This window comes from Eisenbergiella porci (assembly GCF_009696275.1).
GTDB classification, from domain to species: domain Bacteria; phylum Bacillota; class Clostridia; order Lachnospirales; family Lachnospiraceae; genus Eisenbergiella; species Eisenbergiella porci.
Genome location: NZ_VUMI01000018.1, coordinates 1 through 26,520 on the forward strand (window position 1 = coordinate 1; position 26,520 = coordinate 26,520).

At 48.9% G+C, this 26,520-nt stretch carries 26 protein-coding genes and 1 pseudogene; 21 read left to right on the plus strand and 6 right to left on the minus strand.

Annotated features, from left to right (window positions below):
* Positions 1–88 precede the first annotated feature (88 nt).
* Positions 89–1,258 carry an amidase family protein gene (locus tag FYJ45_RS12395; RefSeq protein ID WP_195841797.1) on the minus strand — a complete coding sequence of 390 codons (1,170 nt, stop codon included), beginning with the start codon at positions 1,256–1,258 and terminating at the stop codon, positions 89–91.
* A gap of 122 nt (positions 1,259–1,380) precedes the next feature.
* Here FYJ45_RS12395 and FYJ45_RS12400 point away from each other — a divergent pair, with 122 nt between their 5' ends.
* Together FYJ45_RS12400 and FYJ45_RS12405 are read left to right on the plus strand one after the other, a co-directional pair.
* Positions 1,381–1,557, plus strand: coding sequence for a hypothetical protein (locus FYJ45_RS12400; RefSeq protein WP_154464838.1), 177 nt, complete (start codon positions 1,381–1,383; stop codon positions 1,555–1,557).
* A gap of 169 nt (positions 1,558–1,726) precedes the next feature.
* Positions 1,727–2,182: a SpoVA/SpoVAEb family sporulation membrane protein gene (locus FYJ45_RS12405; RefSeq protein ID WP_025490691.1), complete on the plus strand. Its 456-nt coding sequence runs from the start codon at positions 1,727–1,729 to the stop codon at positions 2,180–2,182.
* A gap of 117 nt (positions 2,183–2,299) precedes the next feature.
* Here FYJ45_RS12405 and FYJ45_RS12410 read toward each other — a convergent pair whose 3' ends face one another.
* The 3 genes from FYJ45_RS12410 to FYJ45_RS12420 form a co-directional block, all read right to left on the minus strand.
* Complete coding sequence (locus tag FYJ45_RS12410) at positions 2,300–3,685, minus strand: MATE family efflux transporter (RefSeq protein WP_154464839.1); 1,386 nt, start codon at positions 3,683–3,685, stop codon at positions 2,300–2,302.
* 260 nt (positions 3,686–3,945) lie between these two features.
* Positions 3,946–4,638, minus strand: a complete 693-nt coding sequence (locus FYJ45_RS12415; protein ID WP_154464840.1) for a response regulator transcription factor — start codon at positions 4,636–4,638, stop codon at positions 3,946–3,948.
* Positions 4,628–6,175 carry an ATP-binding protein gene (locus FYJ45_RS12420; protein WP_181970076.1) on the minus strand — a complete coding sequence of 516 codons (1,548 nt, stop codon included), beginning with the start codon at positions 6,173–6,175 and terminating at the stop codon, positions 4,628–4,630. The genes FYJ45_RS12415 and FYJ45_RS12420 overlap by 11 nt, the downstream gene beginning before the upstream one ends.
* 170 nt (positions 6,176–6,345) lie before the next feature.
* Here FYJ45_RS12420 and FYJ45_RS12425 point away from each other — a divergent pair, with 170 nt between their 5' ends.
* The 18 genes and pseudogenes from FYJ45_RS12425 (at position 6,346) to FYJ45_RS12510 (ending at position 23,377) form a co-directional block, all read left to right on the plus strand.
* Positions 6,346–7,659, plus strand: coding sequence for an ABC transporter substrate-binding protein (locus tag FYJ45_RS12425; protein ID WP_154464841.1), 1,314 nt, complete (start codon positions 6,346–6,348; stop codon positions 7,657–7,659).
* A gap of 79 nt (positions 7,660–7,738) precedes the next feature.
* Positions 7,739–8,644: a carbohydrate ABC transporter permease gene (locus tag FYJ45_RS12430; protein WP_154464904.1), complete on the plus strand. Its 906-nt coding sequence runs from the start codon at positions 7,739–7,741 to the stop codon at positions 8,642–8,644.
* A gap of 18 nt (positions 8,645–8,662) precedes the next feature.
* Positions 8,663–9,505: a carbohydrate ABC transporter permease gene (locus FYJ45_RS12435; protein WP_154464842.1), complete on the plus strand. Its 843-nt coding sequence runs from the start codon at positions 8,663–8,665 to the stop codon at positions 9,503–9,505.
* 77 nt (positions 9,506–9,582) lie between these two features.
* Complete coding sequence (locus FYJ45_RS12440; RefSeq protein WP_154464843.1) at positions 9,583–9,885, plus strand: GH36 C-terminal domain-containing protein; 303 nt, start codon at positions 9,583–9,585, stop codon at positions 9,883–9,885.
* A 189-nt stretch (positions 9,886–10,074) separates the two neighbouring features.
* The gene (locus tag FYJ45_RS12445) at positions 10,075–11,124 is read left to right on the plus strand and encodes a stage V sporulation protein AD (RefSeq protein ID WP_154464844.1); all 1,050 of its coding nucleotides are present in this window, start codon (positions 10,075–10,077) and stop codon (positions 11,122–11,124) included.
* A 467-nt stretch (positions 11,125–11,591) separates the two neighbouring features.
* Positions 11,592–11,822: a hypothetical protein gene (locus FYJ45_RS12450; protein WP_025490697.1), complete on the plus strand. Its 231-nt coding sequence runs from the start codon at positions 11,592–11,594 to the stop codon at positions 11,820–11,822.
* A 160-nt stretch (positions 11,823–11,982) separates the two neighbouring features.
* On the plus strand, positions 11,983–12,360 hold the full coding sequence (locus FYJ45_RS12455) for a RidA family protein (protein WP_154464845.1): 378 nt from the start codon (positions 11,983–11,985) through the stop codon (positions 12,358–12,360).
* 5 nt (positions 12,361–12,365) lie between these two features.
* On the plus strand, positions 12,366–12,872 hold the full coding sequence (locus FYJ45_RS12460) for a shikimate kinase (protein WP_154464846.1): 507 nt from the start codon (positions 12,366–12,368) through the stop codon (positions 12,870–12,872).
* Positions 12,873–13,281: 409 nt separating this feature from the next.
* Positions 13,282–13,452: a hypothetical protein gene (locus FYJ45_RS30640; RefSeq protein ID WP_235930781.1), complete on the plus strand. Its 171-nt coding sequence runs from the start codon at positions 13,282–13,284 to the stop codon at positions 13,450–13,452.
* Between the two features lie 51 nt (positions 13,453–13,503).
* Entirely contained in the window at positions 13,504–14,298 is a 795-nt protein-coding gene (locus FYJ45_RS12465; protein WP_235930782.1) for a hypothetical protein, read from the plus strand.
* 39 nt (positions 14,299–14,337) lie between these two features.
* Positions 14,338–15,318 carry a DMT family transporter gene (locus FYJ45_RS12470; RefSeq protein ID WP_154464847.1) on the plus strand — a complete coding sequence of 327 codons (981 nt, stop codon included), beginning with the start codon at positions 14,338–14,340 and terminating at the stop codon, positions 15,316–15,318.
* 699 nt (positions 15,319–16,017) lie between these two features.
* Entirely contained in the window at positions 16,018–17,133 is a 1,116-nt protein-coding gene (locus tag FYJ45_RS12475) for a DUF3810 domain-containing protein (protein WP_235930783.1), read from the plus strand.
* Positions 17,134–17,534: 401 nt separating this feature from the next.
* Positions 17,535–17,891 (plus strand): SpoVA/SpoVAEb family sporulation membrane protein, encoded by a 357-nt coding sequence (locus tag FYJ45_RS12480; protein ID WP_021635186.1) that lies wholly within the window; start codon positions 17,535–17,537, stop codon positions 17,889–17,891.
* A gap of 27 nt (positions 17,892–17,918) precedes the next feature.
* Positions 17,919–18,209, plus strand: coding sequence for a response regulator transcription factor (locus FYJ45_RS12485; RefSeq protein WP_195841798.1), 291 nt, complete (start codon positions 17,919–17,921; stop codon positions 18,207–18,209).
* Positions 18,206–18,391: a hypothetical protein gene (locus tag FYJ45_RS12490; protein ID WP_154464849.1), complete on the plus strand. Its 186-nt coding sequence runs from the start codon at positions 18,206–18,208 to the stop codon at positions 18,389–18,391. Before FYJ45_RS12485 ends, FYJ45_RS12490 begins: the two co-directional genes overlap by 4 nt.
* A gap of 27 nt (positions 18,392–18,418) precedes the next feature.
* Positions 18,419–19,411: a sensor histidine kinase gene (locus tag FYJ45_RS12495; RefSeq protein ID WP_154464850.1), complete on the plus strand. Its 993-nt coding sequence runs from the start codon at positions 18,419–18,421 to the stop codon at positions 19,409–19,411.
* Between the two features lie 23 nt (positions 19,412–19,434).
* Positions 19,435–20,726: pseudogene (locus tag FYJ45_RS12505) on the plus strand (DUF6034 family protein).
* A 182-nt stretch (positions 20,727–20,908) separates the two neighbouring features.
* A complete protein-coding gene (locus FYJ45_RS12510; RefSeq protein WP_154464853.1) occupies positions 20,909–23,377 on the plus strand; it encodes a beta-mannosidase in 2,469 nt (822 codons plus the stop codon).
* A gap of 163 nt (positions 23,378–23,540) precedes the next feature.
* On the opposite strand, the gene FYJ45_RS12515 is transcribed toward FYJ45_RS12510, so the two are convergent.
* Together FYJ45_RS12515 and FYJ45_RS12520 are read right to left on the minus strand one after the other, a co-directional pair.
* On the minus strand, positions 23,541–24,431 hold the full coding sequence (locus tag FYJ45_RS12515; protein WP_154464854.1) for a helix-turn-helix transcriptional regulator: 891 nt from the start codon (positions 24,429–24,431) through the stop codon (positions 23,541–23,543).
* Complete coding sequence (locus FYJ45_RS12520; protein ID WP_154464855.1) at positions 24,421–25,095, minus strand: DUF5721 family protein; 675 nt, start codon at positions 25,093–25,095, stop codon at positions 24,421–24,423. Before FYJ45_RS12520 ends, FYJ45_RS12515 begins: the two co-directional genes overlap by 11 nt.
* Positions 25,096–25,618: 523 nt before the next feature.
* Here FYJ45_RS12520 and FYJ45_RS12525 point away from each other — a divergent pair.
* Positions 25,619–26,458, plus strand: coding sequence for a DegV family protein (locus tag FYJ45_RS12525; protein WP_021638133.1), 840 nt, complete (start codon positions 25,619–25,621; stop codon positions 26,456–26,458).
* Positions 26,459–26,520: the final 62 nt, after the last annotated feature.

Sequence of the window (26,520 nt, forward strand, 5' to 3'; positions counted from 1 at the left end):
TTCGTATAAGGTTGTTTTGGCGAGTGACATTATACCATAAAAGGGAGGTCAATGCTCTTTTTATTGTAAACTCCCATAAAATCAAGGTTTAACAATAAAAAACGGTAGTGAAACTTGACACTACCAAATCCCGGCGGAAGGTCAGATAAATGATATTCTGCACGGATACATCCTGAATGCCGGGGAGCTCCTTTACCTGTGCGCCGGCATGCTCCAGCGCCGTTTTCAGTTGGGTTATCATGTCTTCCTGATTGTAATCATAGGTAAGCAGGCCGATCACCGCGCCGTTCAGGGCGTCTTCCTGTCCGGAAAGATCGGCATAGGAACCGGAAAGGGCGCCGTAGGCGAGGGAAGCATCGCTGACACATTTGGCGATGGGGCCGGGGGTGTCAACCGCCTGAATCAACGGCATGGTTCCTTCGGCGGATATGCTGCCCCGGGAGGGCTTGAAGCCTACGACGGAGTTGGCGGCGGCAGGCCCGGAAATGGATCCTGCCGTTTCCGTCCCGAAGGAGACAGGGGCAAGGTTGGCGGTAACAGATACGGCGCTGCCGCTGCTGGAGCCGGAGGGAGAGATTTTCAGGGGGCCGAAGGGATTGACGGTCTGGCCGGCCTTCCCGCTGTAGCCCGAGGGCATGACGGAGGAAAGGTAATTGGCAAATTCTGAAAGATTGTTTTTCCCTAAGATGACAGCGCCCTGTTCCCGCAGCGTGCGGACAAGGGCGGCATCCTCCCTGGGAAGGAAAGTGGAAAAGGCTTCGGCCCCGGCGCTTGTGGGAATATCCGCGGTATTGATATTGTCTTTAAGCAATACGGGAATACCGAACAGAGGAGAAGGCGGGAACTGTATGCTTGATTGGAGGAGAGCGCTTCGCGCGGTATCACAGGCCCTGGCCTGCTCCAGAACATCCACAGCGACCTCCGTTACGGAATTATAGCCATGCCGGCTCTGATCAAGCGTTTTAATGCGGTAGAGACAGATGGCGGCCAGCTCTTCATAGGTCAGCTTCCCCTGGCCCACTGCCTGCTGAAGCTCATCAATGTTTTTTTCAAGAACCAGGCTTTCCTTTTCGGATATCAGGGTATCAATATCCAAATCCTCCAGCTGGCGGTCGATGTCCGCGGTGATTTTACCGCTGTTGTATGCGATCCATTCTTCGCCCGGAGGAATGACTGCTTTCAGGTAAATGAAAACGCCTGCTATGCAGAGAAACAGCAGCAAAAGGATGCCGCCGATTATTTTTCGTTTTCTGCTCATGTTTAACCTCCTGCGGTTCTGCCGTGCTAGCGGCATATTCGGGTTCATTCTATATCTTTAGAATCACCGGATTTATGGAAGATTATACCGGCAGAGGTACATCCGTATAATTGTGAGCAGACATGGCTGGTACGGACAAGGGCACCGGATACAACCAGTGCGTCCGGATGGAGATAACGGAGGGAGGCCGTACGCAGAAAATTGCGGTGCAGTCTTTGCGGGAAGAGGAGGATGCGCCTCTGGCCTGTGTTTATTATCCTGTGATGGAAAGAGGGCAGAGGACATCACCGTCCATGTGACCGGATGCCTATATGAAGGGGAAAAAGAGGCACGGACCTTTTTATATTCAAATTCAAATTGGATATTTTGAAAAACAAACGCCTCCGAATAATTTTTATAGCATCTCCATATACTGACAAAGATTCTAAGGAACTACAGTTTCCTGTATAACAGAAAGGAATGTCGGCTATGGATGAAAAGCAAAAAAAAGAATATCAGGAGTACGTCAAGCAGGTGACTCCTACACATAATATATGGCTGCAGATGCTGAAGGCCTTTGTGGTTGGGGGAATTATCTGCGTGATAGGGCAGGCGATTCTGAATACCTGCGCCGGAATGGGGCTGGACAAAGAGGCCTCCGGCGGCTGGTCGGCCTTACTGTTGATTCTGATGAGCGTGGTGCTTACCGGATTTAACATATATCCCTCTATTGTAAAATGGGGAGGCGCGGGCGCTCTTGTTCCCATTACCGGCTTCGCCAATTCCGTGGCGGCCCCGGCCATCGAATTTAAAAGCGAGGGCCAGGTATTCGGCGTGGGCTGCAAGATATTTACGATAGCCGGCCCGGTTATCCTGTACGGGATTTTTACCAGCTGGGTGCTGGGAGTGATATATTGGATTTTGAAGCTGATGGGCGTGATGTAATCAATAAGGGAAGGACAGCAAATCAGGCGTATGCCGTTTTGCTGTCCCTTTTTTTGACGATATAAGGTCGGAGCGTGAGGGCTGTTGCTGATGGAACCTGATGGCACCGGCTCCCGGCTATTGCAGGGCCTTTTCCTCAAACAGGTTGTCCCTGGTGATGTTGTTGAGCCATTTTTCACTGCGGTAATGCTTCAGGATCCATGGCCATTTGACGAATTCATCCGTACACAGCAGGAAGTAAACCCACATGACGGGAAGCTTGAACACAAAGGCTGCAATAAAGCCCAGCGGGACGGCGTAGCACCACATATCAATGGTATCGCAGACAAAACCGAACCGGCTGTCGCCGCCCGCCCGGAAAACGCCGGCGATGAGAGTGGTGTTGACGGCGGCGCCCATGACATAGTAGGTGTTGATGAGAAGCATGTATTTCAGATAATGCATGGCTGTTTCCGAAAGCGTGGCGTATCTGAGCACGAAGGGCGTTACAGCCAGAATCAGAAGGCCTCCCAGCGCGCCGCTGAGAATGGTGAGCTTCATCAGTTTTTTCGCATCCTCCTTTGCAGCCTCCAGACGGTTTTCACCGATTACCTTTCCCAGCAGAATGCCGCCTGCGCTGGCGATTCCGAAGCAGAGGATGGTGCCGAAGTTACGCACTACGATTACAAAGGAATTGGCCGCCACCGCATCGGATCCAAGGTGGCCGATAATGATGGAATAGGTGGAAAAAGCGACGCCCCAGCTCACATCATTTCCCAGTGCCGGCAGGGAAAGCTTTACAAAGTCCTGGAACAAAAGTTTGTTCCGGATGAACATAAACCTGAAATTGAGCTTAATATCCTTGCTGAAAAACGAAACAAGGAAACAGCAGGCAAGCTCCACAATACGGGAGGCTGCGGTGGCAATGGCAACACCCATAACGCCGAGTTTGGGCGCGCCGAAAAGACCGAAAATAAATACGGCATTCAGCAGGATGTTAAGGGAAAAGGCAAGAATATTGAGCGCCATGCTCACAGTAACCCGGCCGATGCTGCGAAGCACGGACAAATAGACCTCCGTAATGCCCCAGCACAGATAGGTGATGCTCATAAAACGCAGATAGGAGGCTCCCAGCACAATCAGCTCCTGATCGTTGGTAAAAACTTTCATCATCAGTTCGGGAATCAGCAGGGCCACGGACGCGAACGCCAGTGAAATCACGATGGAGAAACGCAGCGCAATCCCTTCCACTACCTCAATGGCATGCATGTCGCCCTTGCCGAAATACTGGGCGCACAGCATGGTGGCTCCCGTGCCAAGCCCGTAATACACCATGAAAAGGATGTTGGCATATTGGGAGGCCAGGGAAACGGCGGAAATGGACGATTGCCCCACATAATTGAGCATGACGATATCCGCTGAGCTGACGGCGGCGCTCAGCAGATTCTGGATAACAATAGGCAGAACCAGCTTGAAAATCTGGCGGTAGAAACCGGTTTCATCGGCAAAGAACTTCTTTTTCATTTGAGTAATCCCCCTCTGTCATTAGAACGCGCCCCGGTTGGAGGAACGCTTTTACTATTATACAATAAAAGCGGGAAGGATGTATAGTGGATTCGGGCTGAACGGCAGCACATTTGTAACAGTGCAGGCAGGTTTGCGCATTCACTGCGCAAACCGTGAGTAAATGTGGCGGCAGCAGGCATCCGCCCCTCGCCGAAGGCGACTTTTAATGGGCGGATGCAGTAACAGTTCGGCCAAAGGGTGAACTGTTACACACATTATTAGTCAGGCCTGTTTTTGATGACAAGTTCAAGCAGGTGAAGATCCTCTGTGGAGGTTATGATTTCCACGATGGACTTCTTTTTGAATTTGTGAAGGATGCTGTGTATCTGTGACTTGACGGTGGACATCTCCACATGCCGGATAGCGCAGATATCAGCCCTTGTATGGCCGGAGGAAAGCAGATACAGGGTATCCAGTTCGGTCACGGTGAGGGAGGAGAGAAGGTTCAGCATGTAAAGGAAGCTGGTTTCATAGGTCTTTACCCGTTTAAATTCACTTCGGATTTTACCGGCGATTTCGGGACGGATGGGAGAGCGGCCTTCGTGTGCCGCTTTTATGCCGGATATAATCTCCTCATTGGTGGAGTTCTTCAGCATATAGTCGCACACCCCCAGTTGGAAGGCCGAAAAAATCAGTTCATCATCCTCATACACGGTGAGGATGATGATTTTAATGTCGGGATAATGGGCGAGTATTTCCCTGGAAGCACGGATCCCGGCATCCTTTGTTTCCATTTCTATATCCATCAGAATGACATCGGGAACGGCCGACAGGGCGGTTTCAACCGCTTCTTTTCCGCTTTCTGCGCTGCCTACCAGTTCGATATCAGCGCACTGGGACAGATAATATACATATTTTTTCCGGATAGGCTCCAGATCTTCTGCGATGAGCACCCTTATCTTATTTTCCATGAAAACTCCTTTTTTCATTAAATATCTGTGTTATTTTGGGAAGCAGTATCTGAAAGGAGGTACCCTTGCCCAGGACGCTGTGCACCTCAATTTTCCCTTCATGCGCCTGGATGATCCGGTAGGTGAGCGACAGGCCGATTCCCCAGTGCCTGGAGGTGGACTTGGAGGAAAAGAAGGGAGTAAATATTTTTTTAATATTATTCTGTGAAATGCCTGTGCCCGTATCCTGTATTTCCAGGTGTATCCAGTCGTCGGTATAGCGCAGATTGAGGGTGAGAAGCCGGCTGTCAGCCTCTCCGTCCCGGCTGCTTTTTTCCATCATGGCGTCGATGGCGTTTCCTACGATATTGTGGATTGCCTGCTCCAGGTATACGGGATCTGCCAGGGCGATGACAGGGTAATCAGGAAAGTTGCAGCAGATTTTTATATGGCAGGCCTCCTCTTTAAAGGCCTCCAGGACGCGTTCCAGCAGTTCTTTCAAATCAATATCTATCAGATGCAGCTCGTCGGTTTTCGTACTTTTATGGATTTCATCAATCCGGCTGTAAAGCTTTTCGCAGCGGTGTATGGTTTCCTGGACGGATTGTTCGGGACACTCCATGGCGGGAAGCAGCTCCAGCTCCGACTGTATGGCAAGAAGTTCGTTTTTTATGTAATGGCAGAATACCTTGGAGGTGGTTTCCGTGGCGTCAATCTGTTTGGATATTTCAAAGGATTCCACATCAATCTGATGGCTGATGTGGGAGAGCCTGTAAAGGCTGTAGCATATCAGCAGCAGGAAAATAATGAGTACAAAAGGAAATACATTGTAGAATATTACATTGCTGCCCAGATTTATATACCAGAAATAATAGGAATCCGCAAGTTTGGAAATGCGCAGCAGGAACGAAGGCGTTCTTGAGATAAAAGTAAAATAAAAGATGCTGAGCGTAAAAAAGCAGACCGCCATCAGTAAAAAGTTATAGCGGATCAGCTGTATCCGCGGTGAATGATAGAACGACACAAACAGGATAATCACGCTGAAGAGCATAAGCAGGTTATTTCCGCTGCGTGTGATGAGATAAATAACTTTTTCCGCATCATAGAACTGCTGCGATCCCATAACTGAAGGGTATAGAAGATAATAGAGACGGATGTTAACTGAAGGATCGTAAATAAGCAGCTGCAGCATAAGATAAATCCAGATTCCGATTTTTGTGAGCTTTATTGTCCTGGGAGTAAAGGGCGTGTGGAAGCTCAGGGCAAAATATACGCTGGCCAGGACAATGCTCAGGCTTGCAACATTCATGATACGTATGACGTTAAAACGGGAGATGGGCAGGAAAAATAATTTACGCCATAAAGGATCCGGCAGATAGAAATAGTTCTTTATCACATTGTAGTAATAGGCGTCACGGGAGAAATAGATCATCATCCCGATGATGGCAAAAAAGTAAGAAACAAGAACAAGGGTAAAGGAAATGGTATGCTGTTCCCTGTGATGTTGGTAAAGCATAAAAAATATGATGAAAAGAAGAATAAAAAGCGCATAAAACATTATAAATCCTCCCCGCATATGTACAAAATGCGAAATGTACGATCACTCTATTAGTATAATATACACAAAGGTTTATAAAATTTCAACCTTTGCACTGGGTATGTTTACATATATACTAAGTCGTGTCAATAAGTTCTACGACAAATAAATAGTATCAGGGAGGAATTGAAATGAAGTTCAAACGTGTATTGGCAATGGCAGTAACGGCAGTAATGACATGCAGTCTGCTTGCGGGCTGCGGCGGAAAAACAGAAAGCGCAGGTACGGTTGACAGCGGCACAGGTACGGCGGCGCAGGATACGGCGGCAGATACAAAGGGCGGTGAAAGGACAAACCTTAAATTCTATATCTGGAGTGATGAAGAAAACTATATTTCCAAGGTAGTTGAGCAATACAATGCACAGAGCGACAGCGTCCATGTGGAAATGATCAGTATTGCAAATGACAGCTATGATGACAAATTAAAGGTTATGATGGCGGCCGGAGATGAAGCGGACATCGTTGATATCAGAGGGCTCGCGCAGGTGACGCAGTACAGGGATACCGGTTCTTTGATGGATTTGACGGAGATGGTGAAAAACAGTGAGCTGGATATCAGCAAATACGGCGCTATGTGGGATTCCAGTTATCCCGACGGACAGATTTTTGCCCTGCCCACAAGGACCACCTGCTGGATGCTGTTTTATAATCCCGACCTGCTTGCAGAAGCGGGCGTTGAGATGCCGGATCAGCTTACCTGGACGGAATATGCGGAGATGGCCAAAAAGCTCACCGCAGGGGAAGGCCCTGACAAACAGTGGGGCGGTTACTGGGTTGACTGGCATACACAGTTCATGGCCACACAGCAGGGCGTGTATGTGAATGCGGATGATGTTACCGCAGTCCAGGATTCCCTGGAGCTTTTAAACCAGCTGTACAATGTGGACAAATCCCATATGAGCCTTGGAGAAATGAAGGCTACGGATACCCAGTATCTTGCAGATTTTGAAAACAAGAGAGTAGCGCTGATGCCTCAGGGTGAATGGATGATCAATATGCTTCTCAACGATATTAATGCAGGGAAAACAGATGTCAGCTGGGAAATCGCCCCGATGCCTATTCCGGACGGCGTGGAACCAGGCACTACCTGGGGACAGTTCCAGTTTGCGGGAATCACCTCTACAACCAAACATCCGGAGGAGAGCTTTGATTTCCTGAAATACCTGTGCGGACCGGAAGGCGCTGCCATTTATGCGAGCACCGGAATGGTACATGCTTATACGGATGAGGGCGCGGAAGCAGCTTATAAGGAAGCCGTGGGAAAGGATTCCGTATCCGTAATTTTCAATGCGAAAAAGGTCCAGGAATCTCCGGCATCCAGCAACTTTGACCAGATTCTTAATATCTACAAGGAAAATGCCGAGCTTTACCTGCTGGGAGAAAAAAGCATTGAGGAAACTATGGATAAGTTCCTGCAGCAGAGAGCGGATCTGATGGGCAAGTAAGAGATAAACTGTGACAAAAGGGGAGCGGGTAACCGTTGAGGCGGGAATTGCTCCCCCTTTTTCAGGAAAGGGTGAGAAAATGGCTAAGAATGCAGCTGTGCCAAAGAAAAAATTTAAAAAAGAATGGCTGAAGGGCTACCTTTTTATCCTGCCGAATTTTATCGGTTTTCTAATTTTTATGGGAATTCCCATTATTATGGGACTGGTAATTTCCTTTACCAATTATGATGGCTTTAAGACCTTTGATTTTGTCGGATTAAGCAATTATATAAAAATGTTCAGCGATGAATATTTTCAGGTTTCTTTTATAAACAACCTGGTTTATACCGGCGTTACGGTGCCGTGTACCATCGTTATTGCCCTGCTCCTTGCGGTGGCGCTGAATGTGGGGATCAAGGGGACAGGATTGTTCCGGACCATGTTTTTCTTCCCGAATATCAGCTCCATGGTTGCAGTCGGTATTGTATGGGCCATGATTTTTCATCCGACCAGAGGGCCGCTGAATCTTTTCCTCAGCCATATCGGGATCAGCAATCCGCCTCAGTGGCTGGTTTCCTCCAGTACGGCGCTGGTGTCAGTCATGATCGTTGCCATTTGGAAACAGGCCGGCTACTACATGGTTATCATTCTTGCCGGGCTCCAGTCCATACCGAAGCATCTGTATGAGGCCGCTGAAATTGACGGGGCAAACGGGCTGAAAAGATTTTTCCACATCACGCTGCCCATGCTTTCACCTACCATGTTTATGGTTACGATACTGGCGCTGATCAGCTCCTTCCAGGTATTCGATCTGATTTCCATTATGACGGAGGGCGGACCGGGCCGGGCGACCAATGTGCTGGTTTACCGGATTTACCAGGAAGGCTTTAAATACCTTAATTTCGGTTATGCATCTGCTATGGCCTATTTCCTGTTTATTATTATTTTGATCATTACACTGATTCAGTTCAGGGGACAGAAAAAATGGGTTACCTATATGCAGTAAAAGGAAGGAGCTTTCAGCATGCTGACAAAATCATATAAAAGAAAAGTACGTATACAGCATTCCCTGCTGTTTGTCATATTAATGATAATCGGACTGACCATGCTGGTCCCGTTTTTCTGGACATTGTCATCCTCTTTTAAATATGACAGGGAAATTTTTGAATATCCTATCAAATGGATTCCGGAGGTTTTCCGCTGGTCCAACTACCAGGAGGTGTGGACAAGGGTAAATTTCCTCACCTATTATCTGAATACGATTAAGCTGTCCATAATCGTTACGGTCGGACAGGTCGTAACATGCTCCCTGGCCGCTTATTCCTTTGCAAAGATGGATTATCCGGGGAGAGACAAGATTTTCCTGTGCTATCTTGCAACGATGATGGTTCCCTGGCATGCCATCATGATCCCGCAGTTCATTATCATCAAAAATATGGGCTTTTATGACAGCCACTGGTCCATTATCCTCATGAATCTTTTCAGCGCCTTCGGAGTGTTCCTGCTCAGGCAGTTCATGCTTGGTATTCCGATGGAACTGTCCGAGGCGGCAAGGATCGACGGCTGCGGGGAACTGAAAATATACTCTCAGATCATAATGCCCATGTGTAAGCCGGGACTGGCTACCCTGATTGTTTTTACCTTTAATTTCATGTGGAATGACTATATGGGCCCCATGATTTACCTGAATACGGATAAACTCAAAACAATACAGATTGGCCTGGCCGCTTTCCGGACGGAATATGGCGCGGAATATGGTTTGATTATGGCGGGAACCGTTTGTTCACTGCTTCCCATGGTGCTGATTTACTGTGTTGCGCAGAAATATCTGATTGAAGGTATTGCGTTCTCCGGCCTGAAAGGGTAACGGGTAATTACCTGAAAAACGAGGCGCTATGAGTATGGTTATATTACATAAGGAGGTACACAGGCGTACTAAATGATATGCTCCCTTCCGGGGGCGATTATTTCCGTCTGACATCCGCTTCGGAAAATCAGATGTATGACAGCTGGCAGGTGGTATCCAAAGACGGAACGGAGAGCCTTGTAACTTTTATCCAGGTAAAAGGCCGTACAGGCCAGCGTAGCAGGAGAATATTCTTAAGAGGGCTGCACCCGGATAAGAAGTATCGTATCGAGGGAGAAGACGGCGTCTTCGGCGGAGATACGCTGATGTATGCAGGTCTTCAGGTCGCCGGGATGTGGGGCGATTTTCAGGGAAAACTGATTCATCTGGTGCAGGTTTAAGGGGCAGTGAAAATATAACGCAGGAAAAACAATCCGAAGCCGCCGTTTTTTGGCGGCTTCCTTTCCCTTACCCTGTCTGTAAAATTTATGAAAAAAAGAATTCTGGTTTTCCATGGGCTTATGTTTGCATACTTTCCTTAAAATAACCAAATAATAACTGCAGACCAGACAGAAAGGAATGCGGTAAAAATGGAAAAAGACAGGAAAGAAACACCGGTTTCCCCGATTCTGGGCAAACAGAGCGTGAGCCTTCAGAAACCGGTATACATGATAGACAGCGCCTCCATTGTGGGGAAAAAAGAAGGGGAAGGGCCGCTGGGCGATTTATTTGACCTGGTGGGAGAGGACGACATGTTCGGCGCCCAGACCTGGGAAGATGCGGAGAGCACCCTGCAGAAGGAGGCCCTGGGCACCGCCCTGCGGAAAGCAGGCTGGAAGGCGCAGGAGGTACGATACCTGTTTGCAGGGGATCTGTTGGGACAGGAAATCGCCACCAGCTTCGGCCTGGTGAACTATGAACTTCCTCTGTTCGGCCTTTACGGAGCCTGCTCCACCTGCGGCCTTTCCCTGACCCTGGCATCGATGATTATAAGCGGAGGCTTTGCGGATAAGGCGGCTTGTGTCACCAGCAGCCATTTTGCCAGTGCGGAAAAAGAGTTCCGTTTTCCTCTTGCCTACGGCAACCAGCGCCCTCTTTCGGCCACCTGGACCGTGACGGGTAGCGGCGCTTTTTTGCTGGGCGCGGAGAAAACAGGGAAGGCCAGAGCCAAAATTACCGGTCTTACGCCGGGAAAAATCGTGGACTACGGACTGAAGGACAGCATGAACATGGGGGCCTGTATGGCGCCTGCCGCTGCGGATACCATTGAGCAGCATCTGAAGGATTTCGGCAGGCAGCCTGATTACTACGATAAAATCATTACAGGCGATCTGGGAAAAGTGGGACAGACCGTATTAATTGACCTGTTGAATAAAAAAGGAATAGACATTTCCGGCCAGCATATGGACTGCGGCATTGAAATTTTCGATGCGGGAGAACAGGATACCCATGCAGGAGGCTCAGGCTGCGGCTGTTCGGCAGTGACACTGTCCGCCTATATCCTGAAAATGCTGGAGGAGGGCGTGTGGAAGCGTGTATTATTTGCGCCTACAGGAGCGCTTCTGAGCAAAACAAGCTTTAATGAGGGACAGAATGTTCCGGGAATCGCCCATGGGGTAGTGCTGGAAAGTCCGGTATAGATTAGTTTTTATAAGAGTACGTGTATGTGCATCGGGGGCTGCTGATTGCTGCAGGCCCCGATGTTATTGTATGATGGTGTGGTTGGAAGCCTTACTTTTATGCGATAATACATATGACATGGGAGAATTTTGTTCGACAGCGGTGTGTTATGGAAGTATCGGAAACAGCAGATTGGGCCTGGGGGATAACAGAGAAACCGGCAGGCTGAGCATCAAAGCACGCGGAACAGACATTGCCAATCACATGCGGCGGCAGTATAATAGCATTGCAGTTCAGCCGTATCCGGCTCCCGTGCGAAACCGGGGAGACACAGAATAAATTAAGCCCAAACATCCGTCCTTCAATAAAAGCGGTTTGTCATGGGTGGCTGCAGTTACGGATCGGCTGCAGGCTTAGCTGTAACATAACGGCCGAAGAGGAAACGCTGATTACAGGAAATGCAGTTTCAGGAAAGAAGGATGAAGCAATGCGCACAATGGAATTTAAAATGGAACGGCCCGGCCTGTTAAAGGAAGGCGACCATGTAACGGTAACGGAAGGAGTCCTTCCCAGCAACTATTATTATACAATTGACCCTTCCCTTGCCATGTCCGGCAACTATCCCTTCCGGGAAAAACTGTTGTCAAAGGAAGGAGACGTAACGGCCGTCATTGAAAACGAGAGGGGCTTCTATGTAACCGTAGCTTTTGACGAATAAGAAAATGTGCAAAAGCTTTTATATTCCAGGGTTACGAATACCTCAATTATAGCTGATTTTTGACCACAATGATTCTTGCCTGACACGAAATTTGATGGTATGATTGGAAAAGTGAAATTGATTCACATGACAGCAGCTGAAATAAAAGGAGGAAAATATTATGTTAAAGAAAATAGCGACCGATAAAGCACCTGCGGCAATAGGACCTTATTCACAGGCGATAGCAGCAGGAGAGTTTCTGTTTGCATCCGGCCAGATTCCGATTAATCCGGCAAAAGGTACGATTGAAGCGGAAGGCATTGAGGCCCAGGCAGAACAGGTAATGAAGAATATCGGAGCCATTCTGGAAGAAGCAGGCGTAAATTACGGCAGTGTGGTTAAGACAAGCTGTTTCCTGGCAGACATGGCAGATTTTGCTGCATTCAACAGCGTATATGAGAAATATTTTACAGAAAAGCCCGCAAGAAGCTGTGTTGCGGTAAAAGAGCTTCCCAAGAGCGTTCTCTGTGAAGTGGAAGTAATTGCGTACCTGGGATAATTTATATGTATACAAAAGATAACATCGTACTGATTGGAATGCCCGGCGCAGGCAAGAGCACGGTCGGCGTTGTTCTGGCCAAATGCCTGGGCTATCATTTTTTGGATTCCGACCTGGTTATCCAGGAGGAAACCGGCCGTCTGCTGCATGAAATCATTTCCGAAGAAGGGCTGGACGGCTTCCTTCAGGTGGAAAATGATGTGAACAGCCGGATAGAGGCGAAGCACTGCGTAATTGCCACCGGCGGCAGTGTAATCTACGGAAAAGAAGCCATGGAACACTTAAAACAGATCGGCACAGTAGTCTATCTGCAGCTTTCCTGTGAGGAAATCAACAGACGGCTGGGCGATCTGAAACAGCGTGGCGTGGCTCTAAAGGACGGGCAGACGCTGGAGGAGCTTTATGCAGAGAGAGTTCCTTTATATGAAAAATATGCGGATGTGATCCTTTTCTGCGAAGGAAAAAGAATCCGCCAGATCGTATCCGACCTGTCCGCTCACTTTGCCCTGTGAATTTTTACTTAACAGTATTTCTGAGGATTCCTTTGTAACGTTATTTTATGCTGCAAAGGAATCCTTTGTACAGTTAAAAAACACATGAGGCCGCGTAACCTTTTCCGGTTACTGTGAAAAAACTGAATGGCTGCCTTTTCTTCTGCACTTTTTACAATTTGTGAATAATTACTATTTCGGATTCTCCAGATATATGGTATAAATAATTGTAACTGTGAGGGGTACTGAACAGTTATAAATATTTCATAATTCTTATTTACTCATCCGGCTGTATCAGCCATTGATTCCATTTTTTATATTTGGTATTCGAAGGAATTGCTTTTTCGACGGGATATGTCTATAATATAACCTGTATAAAGTATACATCTTTTGGATTTACCAACAAGATTTAAGGAGAATGTATACTTGTATGAAGAAAGAAAAAGATTCGGCAGTAAAAAGATTTCTCGAGAATCCGGCCCATTTTTGTGATCTGTTTAATGGATCGCTGTTTGGCGGGAAACAGGTGCTGAAGGCCGGCAGCCTGGAGAGCCTGCCGGGTGAATCTATTGTCAGCTTTGCGGATAAGGACGGCAGGTAGGTAACTGTTAAGAGATACAGGGATGCGGTCAGGAAGGCATGCGGAAATGCCTTGTACGCCATATTCGCTGTGGAAGGGCAGGACAAGGCACACTATGCTATGCCTGTAAGGGAAATGCTCTACGATGCCATGAGCTATACCAGCCAGGTGGAGCAGGCGGCATTAAGGCATCGGGAAAACGGAGACTATCAGAACAGCGCTCAGTTTTTATCAGGCTTTTTCCCTGAGGACAGGCTCGTGCCGGTGGTAACGCTGTGCCTTTATTACGGAACAACACCGTGGGATGGGCCGATGGAGCTTCTGGACATGATGGATATTCCAGAGGAATTTGAGGACATGCGTCCATATCTGTCAAATTACCGGCTCAATTTAATACAGCCGGAAAATGCGGAGCCGGATAATTTCCGTACGGACTGGAAGCTTATTTTTTCATTGCTGAAGATGGCCGGCGACGGAACGGGAATGAAGGAGTATATACAGGAAAACAGTGAAATGTTCAGACATATTCCACCGGATACCTACGATATGCTGAAGGAGCTTCTTCATGCGGACAGATGGTGGAAAGCAGATGCTGACAGCGGGAAAGGGGAAACGGATATGTGTAAGGCTTTGGAAGAAATAGAAGAAATGGCAAAACAGGAAGGGGAAATTCTTCTGCTTATCAAGCTGGCCTGCAGGAAGCTTGAAAAAGGGAAAAGCTCGGAGGAAGCGGCAGACGAGCTGGAAGAAAGCGTGGAGACAATCAGGAAGATTTATCAGGCGGCAGAGGAATTTGCGCCGGATTATGACAATGTTCAGATATATCACAGACTGAAGAGCGGGAATGATTTTTCAAGCGCGCTCTGAAACAGAAAGACTAAATTTCGGGAAAGAAGGTACATATAAATGAATCAAAACGGCGAAAGCAGCAGGGGCGGACAGATCGGTCACGGCAGAGATCACAGCTACCGAAGTAGTCTGCTCCTTTTTCTTGCGGCATCCATCTGGGGTGTGGCCTTTGTGGCGCAGAGCGTAGGGATGGATTATATGGGGCCGTTTACCTTTAATGGTGCAAGAAGCCTTATTGGAGGCACGGTTCTTCTGCCTCTAATTGTATTCCGTGAGCAGAAACAGAAGAAGGCAGAGACACGTAAGGAAACAGCGGAGGAGAGAAAACAAAGACGGAAGATCACGCTGATTGGCGGCGTCTGCTGTGGTCTTGCCATATGCACGGCAAGTATGTTCCAGCAGATCGGCATACAGTATACCACGGTGGGGAAGGCCGGATTTATTACCACTCTTTACATTATCATTGTTCCCATTATGGGACTTTTCTTTGGGAAAAAAGTGAGAAGAATTGTCTGGGCCGGGGCGGCGATTGCCGCGGCAGGAATGTATCTGCTTTGTGTCAATGAGACACTCAGCCTGAACCGGGGAGATGTGCTTGTATTTATCTGTGCGGTGATTTTTTCCATCCATATCCTGGTGATTGATTATTTCTCACCAAAGACGGATGGCGTGAAGCTCTCCTGCATCCAGTTTTTTGTGGCGGGGATTATCTGTACAATCGGCGCCTTTCTATTTGAAGAACCGACCTGGAGCGGGCTGGTAAGCGGCGCAGTCCCTGTTCTTTATGCAGGGGTTATGTCCTGCGGCGTGGCCTATACCCTGCAGATAATCGGGCAGAAGCACCTGGATCCTACCGTGGCCTCACTGATTTTAAGCCTGGAATCCGTAGTGTCCGTGCTGGCCGGCTGGGTGATTCTGGGGGAGACGCTGAATCTGAAGGAAATATTCGGATGTGTTCTTGTTTTTGCGGCGGTAATCCTGGTGCAGCTGCCGGAGAAGGCCGGGGAGGCGGCGCTTATGTCCGGGGCTGATTCATAAAACAGGTAACTTGCAATCAGCCGTATAAGGTGAATGGGGAAAAAATATGTTTTGGCAAGGGGATCCGGTATATAAAAAGATTGTTTATCAAAACCTGCAAAGCGGCAAACCGCTCAAATCCATACTGCACTGAAAATCTGAGAGAATGTCAGTTTTACCGTTTTTTGCAGGAGTCATCCTTATGTAATCTGCCTTTGCCAAGATGCTATGATGTTTATAGCGTCGAGGAGACAGGAGAATTTGTAATTATTTTGGAAGTTTGAAGCATGGCGTAAAAGATTATACGTGGCAAAGCTGCATTAAGGATTACCGCAGGGAGATTGCTTCTATGGTTCTAATTCCCATGTGGCAGTATTGCTGCTTTGGGGCAGGCTATGCAGAATGGGGAGAAGATATTGATAAACTCATTGCAAATTATGAGTTTTTCTTATTTTGTCAATACGCAGGAACATATACAATCTGTTTTGTCAAGTTTTTTACCCCCTTTTTACCGTAAATTTGTAACTGTTTAGTCTCCAATGTGATTTGGTTACGTAAATTTTCCATTACAGATTTGTTAATAGACTGTTAACTCTTTCTAGCATTTCTGTGATTCCCTTGTTTTGAAACCGCCCCGCAGGTATAGTATAAATAGGGGAAAAAACAGCCTGACGGGCCGGGAAAGATATTTGATTTGCCGGCAAGCCAGGTGAGCGGGGGATGAGATTTTTGAAGAAGAAAATATGGTTTGCATTGTTTGCGGCAATCGTTGTAATCAATATTCTGGCATGGAACTGCACGGCGTTTTGTGACTGGCATATCCGGTTTATATTTCCGGTATCCATTAATACCTATGGCAGACTGATGTCTGTCTTTCCTTTTTCCGTGGGAGAGTGGATGATAGCCTTTGGTCTGCTGCTTCTGCTGGAAGCGGTGCTTCTGGCGGCTGTCAGGATTTTTGTGAGAAGGGAATGGCTGAAACGGGTGTGCAAAGGTTTCTATACGGCTTTTGCCTGGATTTTGCTTGCGGTTTTCTGGATTATGACGTGCAACTGCTTTCTTCTTTACCATGCTTCTCCCATTGATGAAAAATATATGCCCGAAAAAACAGAGCGGGGTTATACTGACAAGGAGCTTGCCCTTGTAAGAGATCATATTGTGGAAAAGCTGAATGAACTGACTGTTGAGATGGAACGGGACGATACCGGCTATCTTGTATATAATGACGAAATTACCGCAGGCGCGATTACCGCCATGCAGGAGCTTGGAAAGGAGTACGACCAGCTGTCCGGCTATTATCCGAGGGCCAAGACCATCCATTCCTCTGATTTCCTCAGCCAGGAACATATGATGGGCTACTACTTCCCGTTTTCAATGGAAGCCAACTATAATAAACGCATGTACATCGTGAACAAGCCGGCCACTATCTGCCATGAACTTGCCCATTTGAAGGGCTTCATTTACGAGGACGAAGCCAATTTTATCGGCTTTCTGGCCTGTATTAACTCCGATGACATCTTCTTTCAGTACAGCGGCTACATGAGCGTACTTAACTATGTGGAAAATGAGTTCCGTGATTCCATTAACCATAAGGCATCCAAGTACTTTGGACATCCGGAAATAGCGAAAAGCGTTTACAGCGACGACCTGTTCCTCACTGCCGAAGCATGGGAAAAGGTGGAAGAAAAGGCCGTGATCCAGACTGCAACCGTAAAAAAAGCCTCCAATCAGTTCACTGAAGCCACGCTGAAAATCAACGGAGTGGAGGACGGCATGAAAAGCTACAGCCGCGTGGTTACCCTTCTTTTGAAATATTACGACGGAATTTTATATTAAATTATTTAACACAGGCTTCGTACAGGCCGGATGATTTTCCGGCCTGTACGAAGCCTGTGTTAAATGAAGCGGAACGGTTAATATCAATTTCCCGCGCTGCTTCTTTTTCTTTTGCCAAAAAGAATATTTTAACGCAAAACTCCTCATACTACAGCGTAGAAAAAACTATTTGAACGCAAATCACAGAAAGCCCCGCTTCCGCAATCAAAGACCCCGCTGCAAGCAACGGGGTATCAAACTTGCAGCGCTGCAGAGCAGCGGGGTATTTGACCCTCGCGGCAGTCGCCAAATATCCATGCAAGCATGGATACTTGGCTCGTTGCTCGCGGGAATAAAAGATTTGTACACGCGCGTCAGAGGACTCGCATTTGCTCCGCAAAACCAGTAGGAGGATTATTAAAATGGATTATATTAATGCATTCTGGGTGGGAGGCCTTATCTGCGCCCTCGTCCAGATACTCATGGAAAAAACAAAGCTCATGCCCGGCCGTATCATGGTTCTTCTTGTATGTACAGGGGCCGTGCTCAGCGCCATAGGCCTGTACGAACCCTTCCAGGAATTTGCCGGCGCCGGCGCCAGCGTTCCCTTGCTGGGCTTTGGCAATACCCTGATGAAGGGGGTCAAGGAAGGAGTAGATAGCCAGGGCTTTCTCGGCCTGTTTTCCGGCGGCTTCAAGGCGGGCGCCGTAGGGACCGCCGCCGCGCTTATCTTCGGCTACATTGCCTCCCTTATTTTCAAACCCAAAATGAAAAAATAATGGGGTGTGAACCTCCGATAGGAGAAGGTGGCCTCTCGGAAGGGCGGTTCCTTTCCGGGCTGTGCAGTATGTTTACATTTTGGTGCTTTTTTTCTGGGGGTGCTGGAGCTGCTGGTGCGTATGGAAAAGGTGCTGGAACGGACAGGCAGGGGGAAGGAAATCATTGAAATCCGCGACGTGAGGATTGACAGGAAGGAGCATCAGGTCATGAAGGCGGGAATTCCGGTGGCCCTCAAGCCGATGGAGTATGAGGTGCTGGTGCTCCTGGCGGCCAATAAAAATGTGGCTTTTTCCAGGGAGCAGCTCTTGAATCTGTGACGACCGGCGTCACAGGGGGAATTGTGGTTCACCGCACCGTACAGTATAATGAGACAAAAACGGTGGAAAATTATGAGCAGCAGCTTCACGCCACCGCCTATGCGCTGGGGAAGGAAATCAGTGACAGCGAGCTTGAGGGCTACACGGAGGCAACCAGAAGCTCATTTTATAATTATATTTAAAAAAAATACGGCGCTTCAAAATACATATTGATTAAGGACGGGGAGGTAGTCTGCAATCTCACGGCTTTTGATTTGGTAAATCCGCGGGAGGAGCGCTGGGCGGGAACGGAGGCTTCCGCGGATATCCGGCAGGTGGGGGAGCAGCATCTGCTGATTCTTGGGAAAAAACTGCCCGCGGATTCCCTTTCGGACTACCGGCTTGTCCTGGTGCAGGACATTACGGAGCTTTATGCGGATATGGAAAAACAGGCCTGGCTGTTTGCGGAGATTTATTTTGCGGCGGTAGTCTTATCGGTGCTGATTATTTTTCTCATAACGGGCAGGCTGCTGAAGCCGCTGCGTAAGCTGCAGCAGGCGGCTGCGGATATCAGCGAGGGAAGGCTCGGGCAGCGGGCGCAGGCTGGTTCAAAGGATGAAATCGGCGCCATGGCGGCTTCCTTTAACCGTATGGCGGACCGGATTGAGGAGCAGGTGAGGGAGCTGGAAAAGGAAAAGGTTTCGGCGCAGCGCGGGATGCTGCTTGGAAGCCTGACCCATGAGTTGAAAACGCCTATGACATCAATCATCGGTTATTCCGATACCCTGCTGCATGTGAAGCTGAGCGAGGAGCGGCGGGAACAGGCGCTGTATCGTATTCATGATGAGTGCAGGAGGCTGGAGCGTCTGTCCGGCAAGCTGATGAACCTGATCGGTCTGTATGATAACGATAGTATCAGGCTGGAGGAGACGGAGGTGGAGGACCTGTTTTCCCGGGTGGCGGATTTGGAAGAATATCACCTGGAGGAGTGCGGGATGACGCTGGAAACCCGGTCGGACGGCCAGATGCGCAGGCTGGACAGGGATCTTTTTGAAAGTCTTCTTATTAATCTGATAGATAACGCTGTGAAAGCCGGAAAAGAGGGTGATGCCATCCGTCTGGAGGCTGCCGGAAATGAAATCAGCGTCACCGATCAGGGGAGTACCGCCCGGAGATCTGCCCCGCGTTACAGGGAACCTCTGAGCCTGAGGAGGATTTGGTAAAACCGAAGGAGGAAAGTACACAGGTGCCGCAGGCCGCGGCAGAGGGCAGCATCGCAGAGCAGGTGCAGGCGCCCAGCCGTTTTGCCCTGGAGTTTTCAGATACAGCGGGGCAGCTGTCGGTATCGGTGGACGCGTCCGTCACGGTTCCCGCGGCGGAGGGCTTCCGGCTGAAAACCGTGGCTTCCCGCACTTTTACCCAGGAGGATTATGATGCGGTTAACAGTGTGCTGCTGGGCGGCGGGGCACTGTGGGAGCGCGCGGTGGAGGAAGACGATCCGGCCCATGGCTTTACAAAAGCGGAATTGAGCAGCGGATAGAGGAGCTGAAGAGGCTGGAAGCCACGGGCGCAACCTATGTGGATGAATACGGGGACGAAAGAGGCTACGGGGAAGCAATAAAAAACTTTGAGGAAATGCTGAAGTATGCGCCTGATACGGTGGGCACAAGGGAAATTGAAGCAAAGGTACAGTACGATCCGGACGCCGCGGCAAATGGGACCCCTGAAAAAAACTGGCTGATGGGCAATGTTACCGCGGACGGAAAAGATTATGTTGTAAGCCTTGGCAATGATCTGACTCCCGATTGGCGCTGGATCAGTTTCATGGTTTCCTATCTGGAAAATGGAGGAAACTATATGCCGGTGGGTGACGCTCCGGCAGCCGGCACATCCCTGAACGCACCACCGGAGGATATCATCAGTAAAGCGGAACAAGCAGCTGCAGATATGGGCTTTGATGAGTTTATGTCCTGCGGAGGAGAATATTTTTCAACCTTTACAGAGGATGAAGAGGGAAAAATGGTGGCTGCGGATAACGGTTACGGCGTTTATTTTACAAGAGTGATAGACGGTATTCCTGTAACCTATACCCACACCGACGGCAGCACCTCGGAAGGAAACTGGTCGTCCTGGCCTTATGAAAAGCTTTATATGATCTACAATGATGCGGGCCTGGTTGATTTCCAGTGGTGGGATCCGTATACGGTGACCGATAAGTCCGATGAATACGTATTCTTGATGCCCTTTGATGAAATCCAGAAAATTTTTAAGGAAATGTTCCAGAAAAAATATGCATTCTATACGGAAAACAACATGAAGGTGAACTTTGCCATAGATGAAATCCGCCTGGGTTATATGCGCGTGATGGAAAAAGGAAACGTAATGGAAGGAACCATGGTGCCGGTGTGGGATTTCTTCGGCAGCCAGACCGTGGAAAGAGAGGACGGAACAACGGAAGTAACAGGCGGCCCCTACGACAGCTGGTTTACCATCAATGCCATGGATGGCACGGTAATTGACAGGAATCTGGGGTGTTGATGCCGGCTTGTAACCGACAGCTATATCAGGTCAATATAGTACAATAATCGGTCAACAAAAAAGAAGAAAAGACAGGGCAGAAGTGATAACTTGATTACATACGAGATTTTTTTAATACGGAGGAAAATCCTCTGCTCGCAGAGGCTCGCATTTTTCCTTCGGAAAAACAAGGAGGATTTGGGATGCGGATACAAATGCTGCATGACAACTGGCAGATGTGCATCAACAATACGGAGGAGTTTCTGCCCGCCGCCGTACCGGGAAGCGTTTACCAGGATCTGCTGGACAACGGCAGGATGGAGGATCCCTATTACAGGGACAATGAGCTGAAGGCTCTTAAAATCATGGATAATGATTTTACCTATGTCACATATTTTGACGCGCCGGAGGAAATCAGGGGGAGGGAAGAGGTTTTACTGCATTTTGACGGGATTGATACCATCGCGGATATCAGCCTGAACGGAACGCTGCTGGGGAGTGTCCGGAATATGCACCGAATCTGGGAATTCCCGGTGAAAAGCCTGTTGCGTGACTGCGGAAATGAGCTGAAGGTGGTGCTGTATTCCCCGACCCGTTTTATCAGGGAGGCTTATGGGGAAAGGCCAATGGAAGGCAGCTCAGACGCCATGCAGGGCTTTCCCTATTTAAGGAAAGCTCACTGTATGTTCGGCTGGGACTGGGGTCCCCGCCTTCCTGATGCAGGCATTTGGCGTCCGGTAAAGCTGCTCGCCTTTGACCATGCCAGACTGGACGGCGTTTACATCACCCAGAAGCACGAGCCAGGCCGCGTGGCCTTACAGCTTCGTGTGGACGTGCAGAAAGCAGGCAGAAAAAATATCTGCCGTTTCGGAAGGGATGAGGAAGAGCTGGAAGGCCTGTCCTGGCGCGTGAAGGTGACCGACCCCGACGGCAGGGTTATCCTTACGGAAACCTGCCCGGAAGAAGCCGTGATTGAAAATCCCCGCCTCTGGTGGCCCAATGGCTATGGCGAACAGCCCCTGTATCTGGTGGAAGCGGAGCTTTTAAAGGATGGAAACGTGCTGGATATCTGGAGCGGCCGCATCGGCCTGCGTACGATGGGCGTGCATCGGGAAAAGGATGAATACGGCGAGCAGTTTGCTCATGAAGTGAACGGCGTGCGTATTTTTGCCATGGGCGCGGACTACATACCGGAGGATAATATCCTGTCAAGGGTGACTCCGGAACGAACCTACTCGCTGCTGAAGCAGGCAAAGGATGCTAATTTCAACTGCATCCGCGTCTGGGGCGGCGGGAATTATCCCTATGACAGCTTCTGGGACGCCTGCGACGAGCTGGGCCTGGTGGTGTGGGAGGACTTCATGTTCGCCTGCGCGGTCTATGATCTGACGGAAGAGTTTGAGGAAACCATCACTGCTGAATTCATCGACAATATCAAGCGGATCCGCCACCATGCATCCCTGGGGCTGTGGTGCGGCAACAATGAAATGGAAATGTTCGTGGCGCAGGGCAACTGGGTATCCAGACCGAAGGAGAAGAGCGATTACGTTAAAATGTACGAATACATCATTCCCAAGGTGCTGAAGGAATACGATCCCAATACCTTTTACTGGCCTGCAAGCCCCTCCTCAGGCGGCGCTTTCGACGATCCCAACGATGAAAACCGGGGGGATGTACACTACTGGGACGTATGGCATGGGAACAAGCCAATCACGGAATATCGGAAATTCTACTTCCGCTATGTCTCCGAATTCGGCTTCCAGTCCTTCCCCTCCTTAAAAACGGTGGAAACCTTTACCGAGCCGGAGGACCGGAATATTTTTTCCTATGTTATGGAAAAACATCAGCGCAACAAAACGGCAAATGGGAAAATTATGAACTACATGGAACAGACTTTCCTGTACCCTAATGATTTTGACACCACCCTTTATGCCTCCCAGCTTCTTCAGGCGGAAGCCATCCGCTACGGAGTGGAGCACTTCCGCAGAAACCGCGGCAGATGCATGGGAACCGTGATCTGGCAGCTTAATGACTGCTGGCCGGTAGCCAGCTGGTCCTCCATTGACTACTGCGGCAGATGGAAGGCGCTGCACTACTATGCGAAGCGTTTCTTCGCCCCTGTGATGCTTTCCTGCGCCGAGGAAGGCATCCTCACCCAGGACACCAACCCCAATGCAGAGCCTTACAAGGTAAAAAAATCAATCCATCTGTGCGTGGCAAACGAAACCATGCAGGAACAGCAGCTGCGCGTGGAGTGGTCGCTTAGAAACAACCGATCCGAAATCCTGCGCTCTGGCAGCGAAGAAGTAACCGTATCCCCGTTATCCAGCCTCTGGCTTGAAAAAACAGATTGTATGGATGCTGACGCCTACGGCGATTATGTAAGCTATACCTGCTTCCGGGGAGAAGAACGCGTTTCCGGCGGAGCCGTCATCTTCTGTGCGCCCAAGCACTACCGCTTCGCAGATCCCGGCCTTACGGTTACTGTTTCCGGCGATGAACTCACCGTCAGGGCACAGGCCTATGCAAGAGGCGTGGAAATTATAAACGAAGCCGATGACATGCTCCTTGAAGACAACTACTTCGACATGGACGCCGGAGAAAGAAAGGTAAAAATCCTGAAAGGCAGCCCGGACGGCCTGAAAATACGCAGCGTTTATAATATCCGTTAACACCTGTTAAACGCCCGTCCGTTTCACTTATCGGATTATGGGAACCAACTGCAAAATTTTTTTCCAAAATATTTTTATAAAGAAAACAGGGAGCTGCGGCCCCCTGTTACTTTTTTACCTTCGTATAGTAACTCCGTTCCCCCCTTAACAGTTACTGCCTTTCCTATCCCCTGCCCGGCCTGTTCTTCCGCAGGAATTCTCCCGGCGCACACCCATACTGCCGCTGGAAAACCCGGTAAAAATAACTCAGGTTCCTGAACCCGCACTCCTGGCAGATATCAATAATTTCCATCCGGTTTTCCAGAATCAGGGAAGCTGCAAAATCCATCCGCCTCATATTAATGAATTCCGTAGGGGACATATGCAGATACCTGCGGAAAGAACGGTTCAAATACTCCTGGGAAACATTCGCCAGGGAAATCAGCCGGGGAAGCCCCTCAATGAAATTTTCAGGCTCCTCCATCCGCCGTATCAGCGAAGAAAGCCATCCCGGCAGCGGATCCACCTCCTGCAGGGCCGGCCCCGGACAAAAATGATACAAAAAATAAGGCAGTACGGCATTCAAATACAAACGCCGCGCCGCACCAGGCTCCAAACCGCCCACATGAAGCATTTTTTCCCGGATATCAGACAAAACCGACTCAGCCAGCTCCGTCTGAAGACACAAAGGGGAATCTGTAAAAAAAGACGGCGCACATCCAAGAAGCCCGCATATCTTTTCAAAAATAGACGGAAGGAAAGAAATATTAATCAGCTCCAGATCATACTGATTCAAAAAATCATACCCATGCCTGTCGGAAGGCCTCACGAAAACAAAAGACCCCTCCGAAAGCAGCACGGAGGAACCATTGATCCTGTGAATCCCCTTCCCCTTATTAATAAGAAAGAACTCATAAAAAGTATGCGTATGAAACGGATAAGTCTCCCGCACACTGAACTGATGCTGGAAACCACATTCCTCCCCCTTTAAAGTCAGCCTGGGAACCTCCCCGCACGGCTTCCCGCCGCGCCCCTCCTTATTCCTGCATCCGCAGCCCCGCAAATCAGAGTTCATCAAAACCGATCCCCTTTTTCGTCAGAAATGTCCTCACTGTCCTGTCCCACAGGACATCCACACTCTTATCCATAATAAAAGTATGAAAAGCGGTACCCGTCACCACAGTAAGCCCGCTCCCGTCATACTTACACGTCAGAACCAAAGCCTTCACCTGATCCGCCATAATATCCGTTTCCCCCGCCTTCAGGATCCCCGGAATAAAACGAGGCATCAGATGCAGAATAAACTTAAACCCCGACGGCGTTTTCTTCCCCTTAATCAAATCAAAACACAACGGCCGCACATTTTTCCACGCAGAAAAATCATCAGCCCGCAACTCAGGATCATCCCACTCCTCACTGCTGAAAAAATCCCGGTTCATATGCCCGTCAATATGGAACGTATTATACGTGGAAATCGTGGCTTCCTCCAACAAAAAAGAATCAAAACAAGACGACCCCAAAAGCTTCCCCATAAAACTCTTAACTTCTTTCACCTGCAATGCAATCATAATCTCTCTCCATCCTGCTTCCGCCCTCAGCCCGCCCACGCCGGCCCCATTCCCCTCTATTATAATGAAAACTCCCCCCAACAGCAACCATTTTCCCCACCCGCTTTTTCCCTGTCTATCAACCCACCTGTCTCTCTTATTTTTCAATGAAATCCATTCAAAACCAGCCAACCACCTTTCGCCTTCCATCTTTTATCCATTATAAGGCGCATTGTCCTCCAGAACCTTTACGTTTTGCTCCGGGGGATTTTCCCGCCCTGTCCCAGCCGTCCGGGGTGCGGGGGAGGTGTCTGTTCTGAAAGGGAATCACGAAAAAATTGAGATATTTCTTACAGCATATTTTTCCCCTTCTGCTGTTGCCCCTAGCGGCTTGTCTGACGAACGCACAGACGAAGTCGTGCGTGAGGAGTTCAGCCGCGTTAACAGCAGAAGGGGAAAAATATACTGTTAGAAATATCCAATTTTTACGTCTGACCGCTCAGAACAGACACCTCCCCCGCACCCCGGACGGCTGGGACAGGGCGGGAAAATCCCCCGGAGCAAACTTCAAAGCCTTCCGGATCACATTCCCCAATAAAATGCGATGAAAAAATACATAACTTTTGGAAATTCTCTTTACAATATATGTAGGCGGGTGTTATTATAAGTGGTAATGAAAACTACGTGTAATTGTAGTGAATAATCGGAGGTATCAATGAGTTATAAAATTGTAGTGGACAGTTGTTGTGAATTGCCGGATGAACTGAAAAAAGATCCCCGTTTTGAGATTGTGCCTCTGGGGATTGAAGTAGGGGACTGGCGGATACAGGATGATGAGACCTTTAATCAGGCAGAATTTCTGAGAAGAGTGGCGGAGTGCCCTGAGTGCCCCCGTTCCTCCTGCCCTTCACCGGATAGATATAAACAGAGCTTTGACTGTGATGCGGAGCACATCTACGTTGTCACGCTGTCTGCGAACCTGAGCGGAAGCCATAACAGCGCGGTGCTGGGAAAGAATCTTTACGAGGAAAAGCACCATGATAAGAAAATTCATGTGGTGGATTCCAAATCAGCTTCCGGCGGCGAGGCGCAGATTGCACTGAAGGCAATGGAACTGGAGGAAAAAGGTCTGGCGTTTGAGGAAATCGTTCAGCAGCTGGAAGCGTTCCGGGATGAAATGAATACGTATTTTGTCCTGAACAACCTGGAAACGCTCAGAAAGAACGGCCGCCTTACCGGCGTGAAGGCCCTGGTGGCTTCCACACTTAATATCAAGCCTGTAATGGGAGCCACGGAGGAAGGAACGATCATTCAGCTGGGACAGGCCATCGGGCTGAAGAAGGCGCTGCAGAAGATGGCGGATATTGTGGCCAGGGAAACAGCGAATCCGCAGAAAAAATGCCTTATGATTACGCACTGCAACAATCTGGCAAAGGCCGAGAGCGTGCGTGACATGATTCTGGCAAAGGCCAAGTTCGCGGAAGCCAGAATCCTTGATACTGCAGGAATCAGCAGCATGTATGCCAATGACGGCGGGATTATCATTGCAGTCTGACAGAAAGAGTATTCCGGGCACACAGGAATTGACCGTAAGGAAATGCTGCAGAAGTGCCAAAA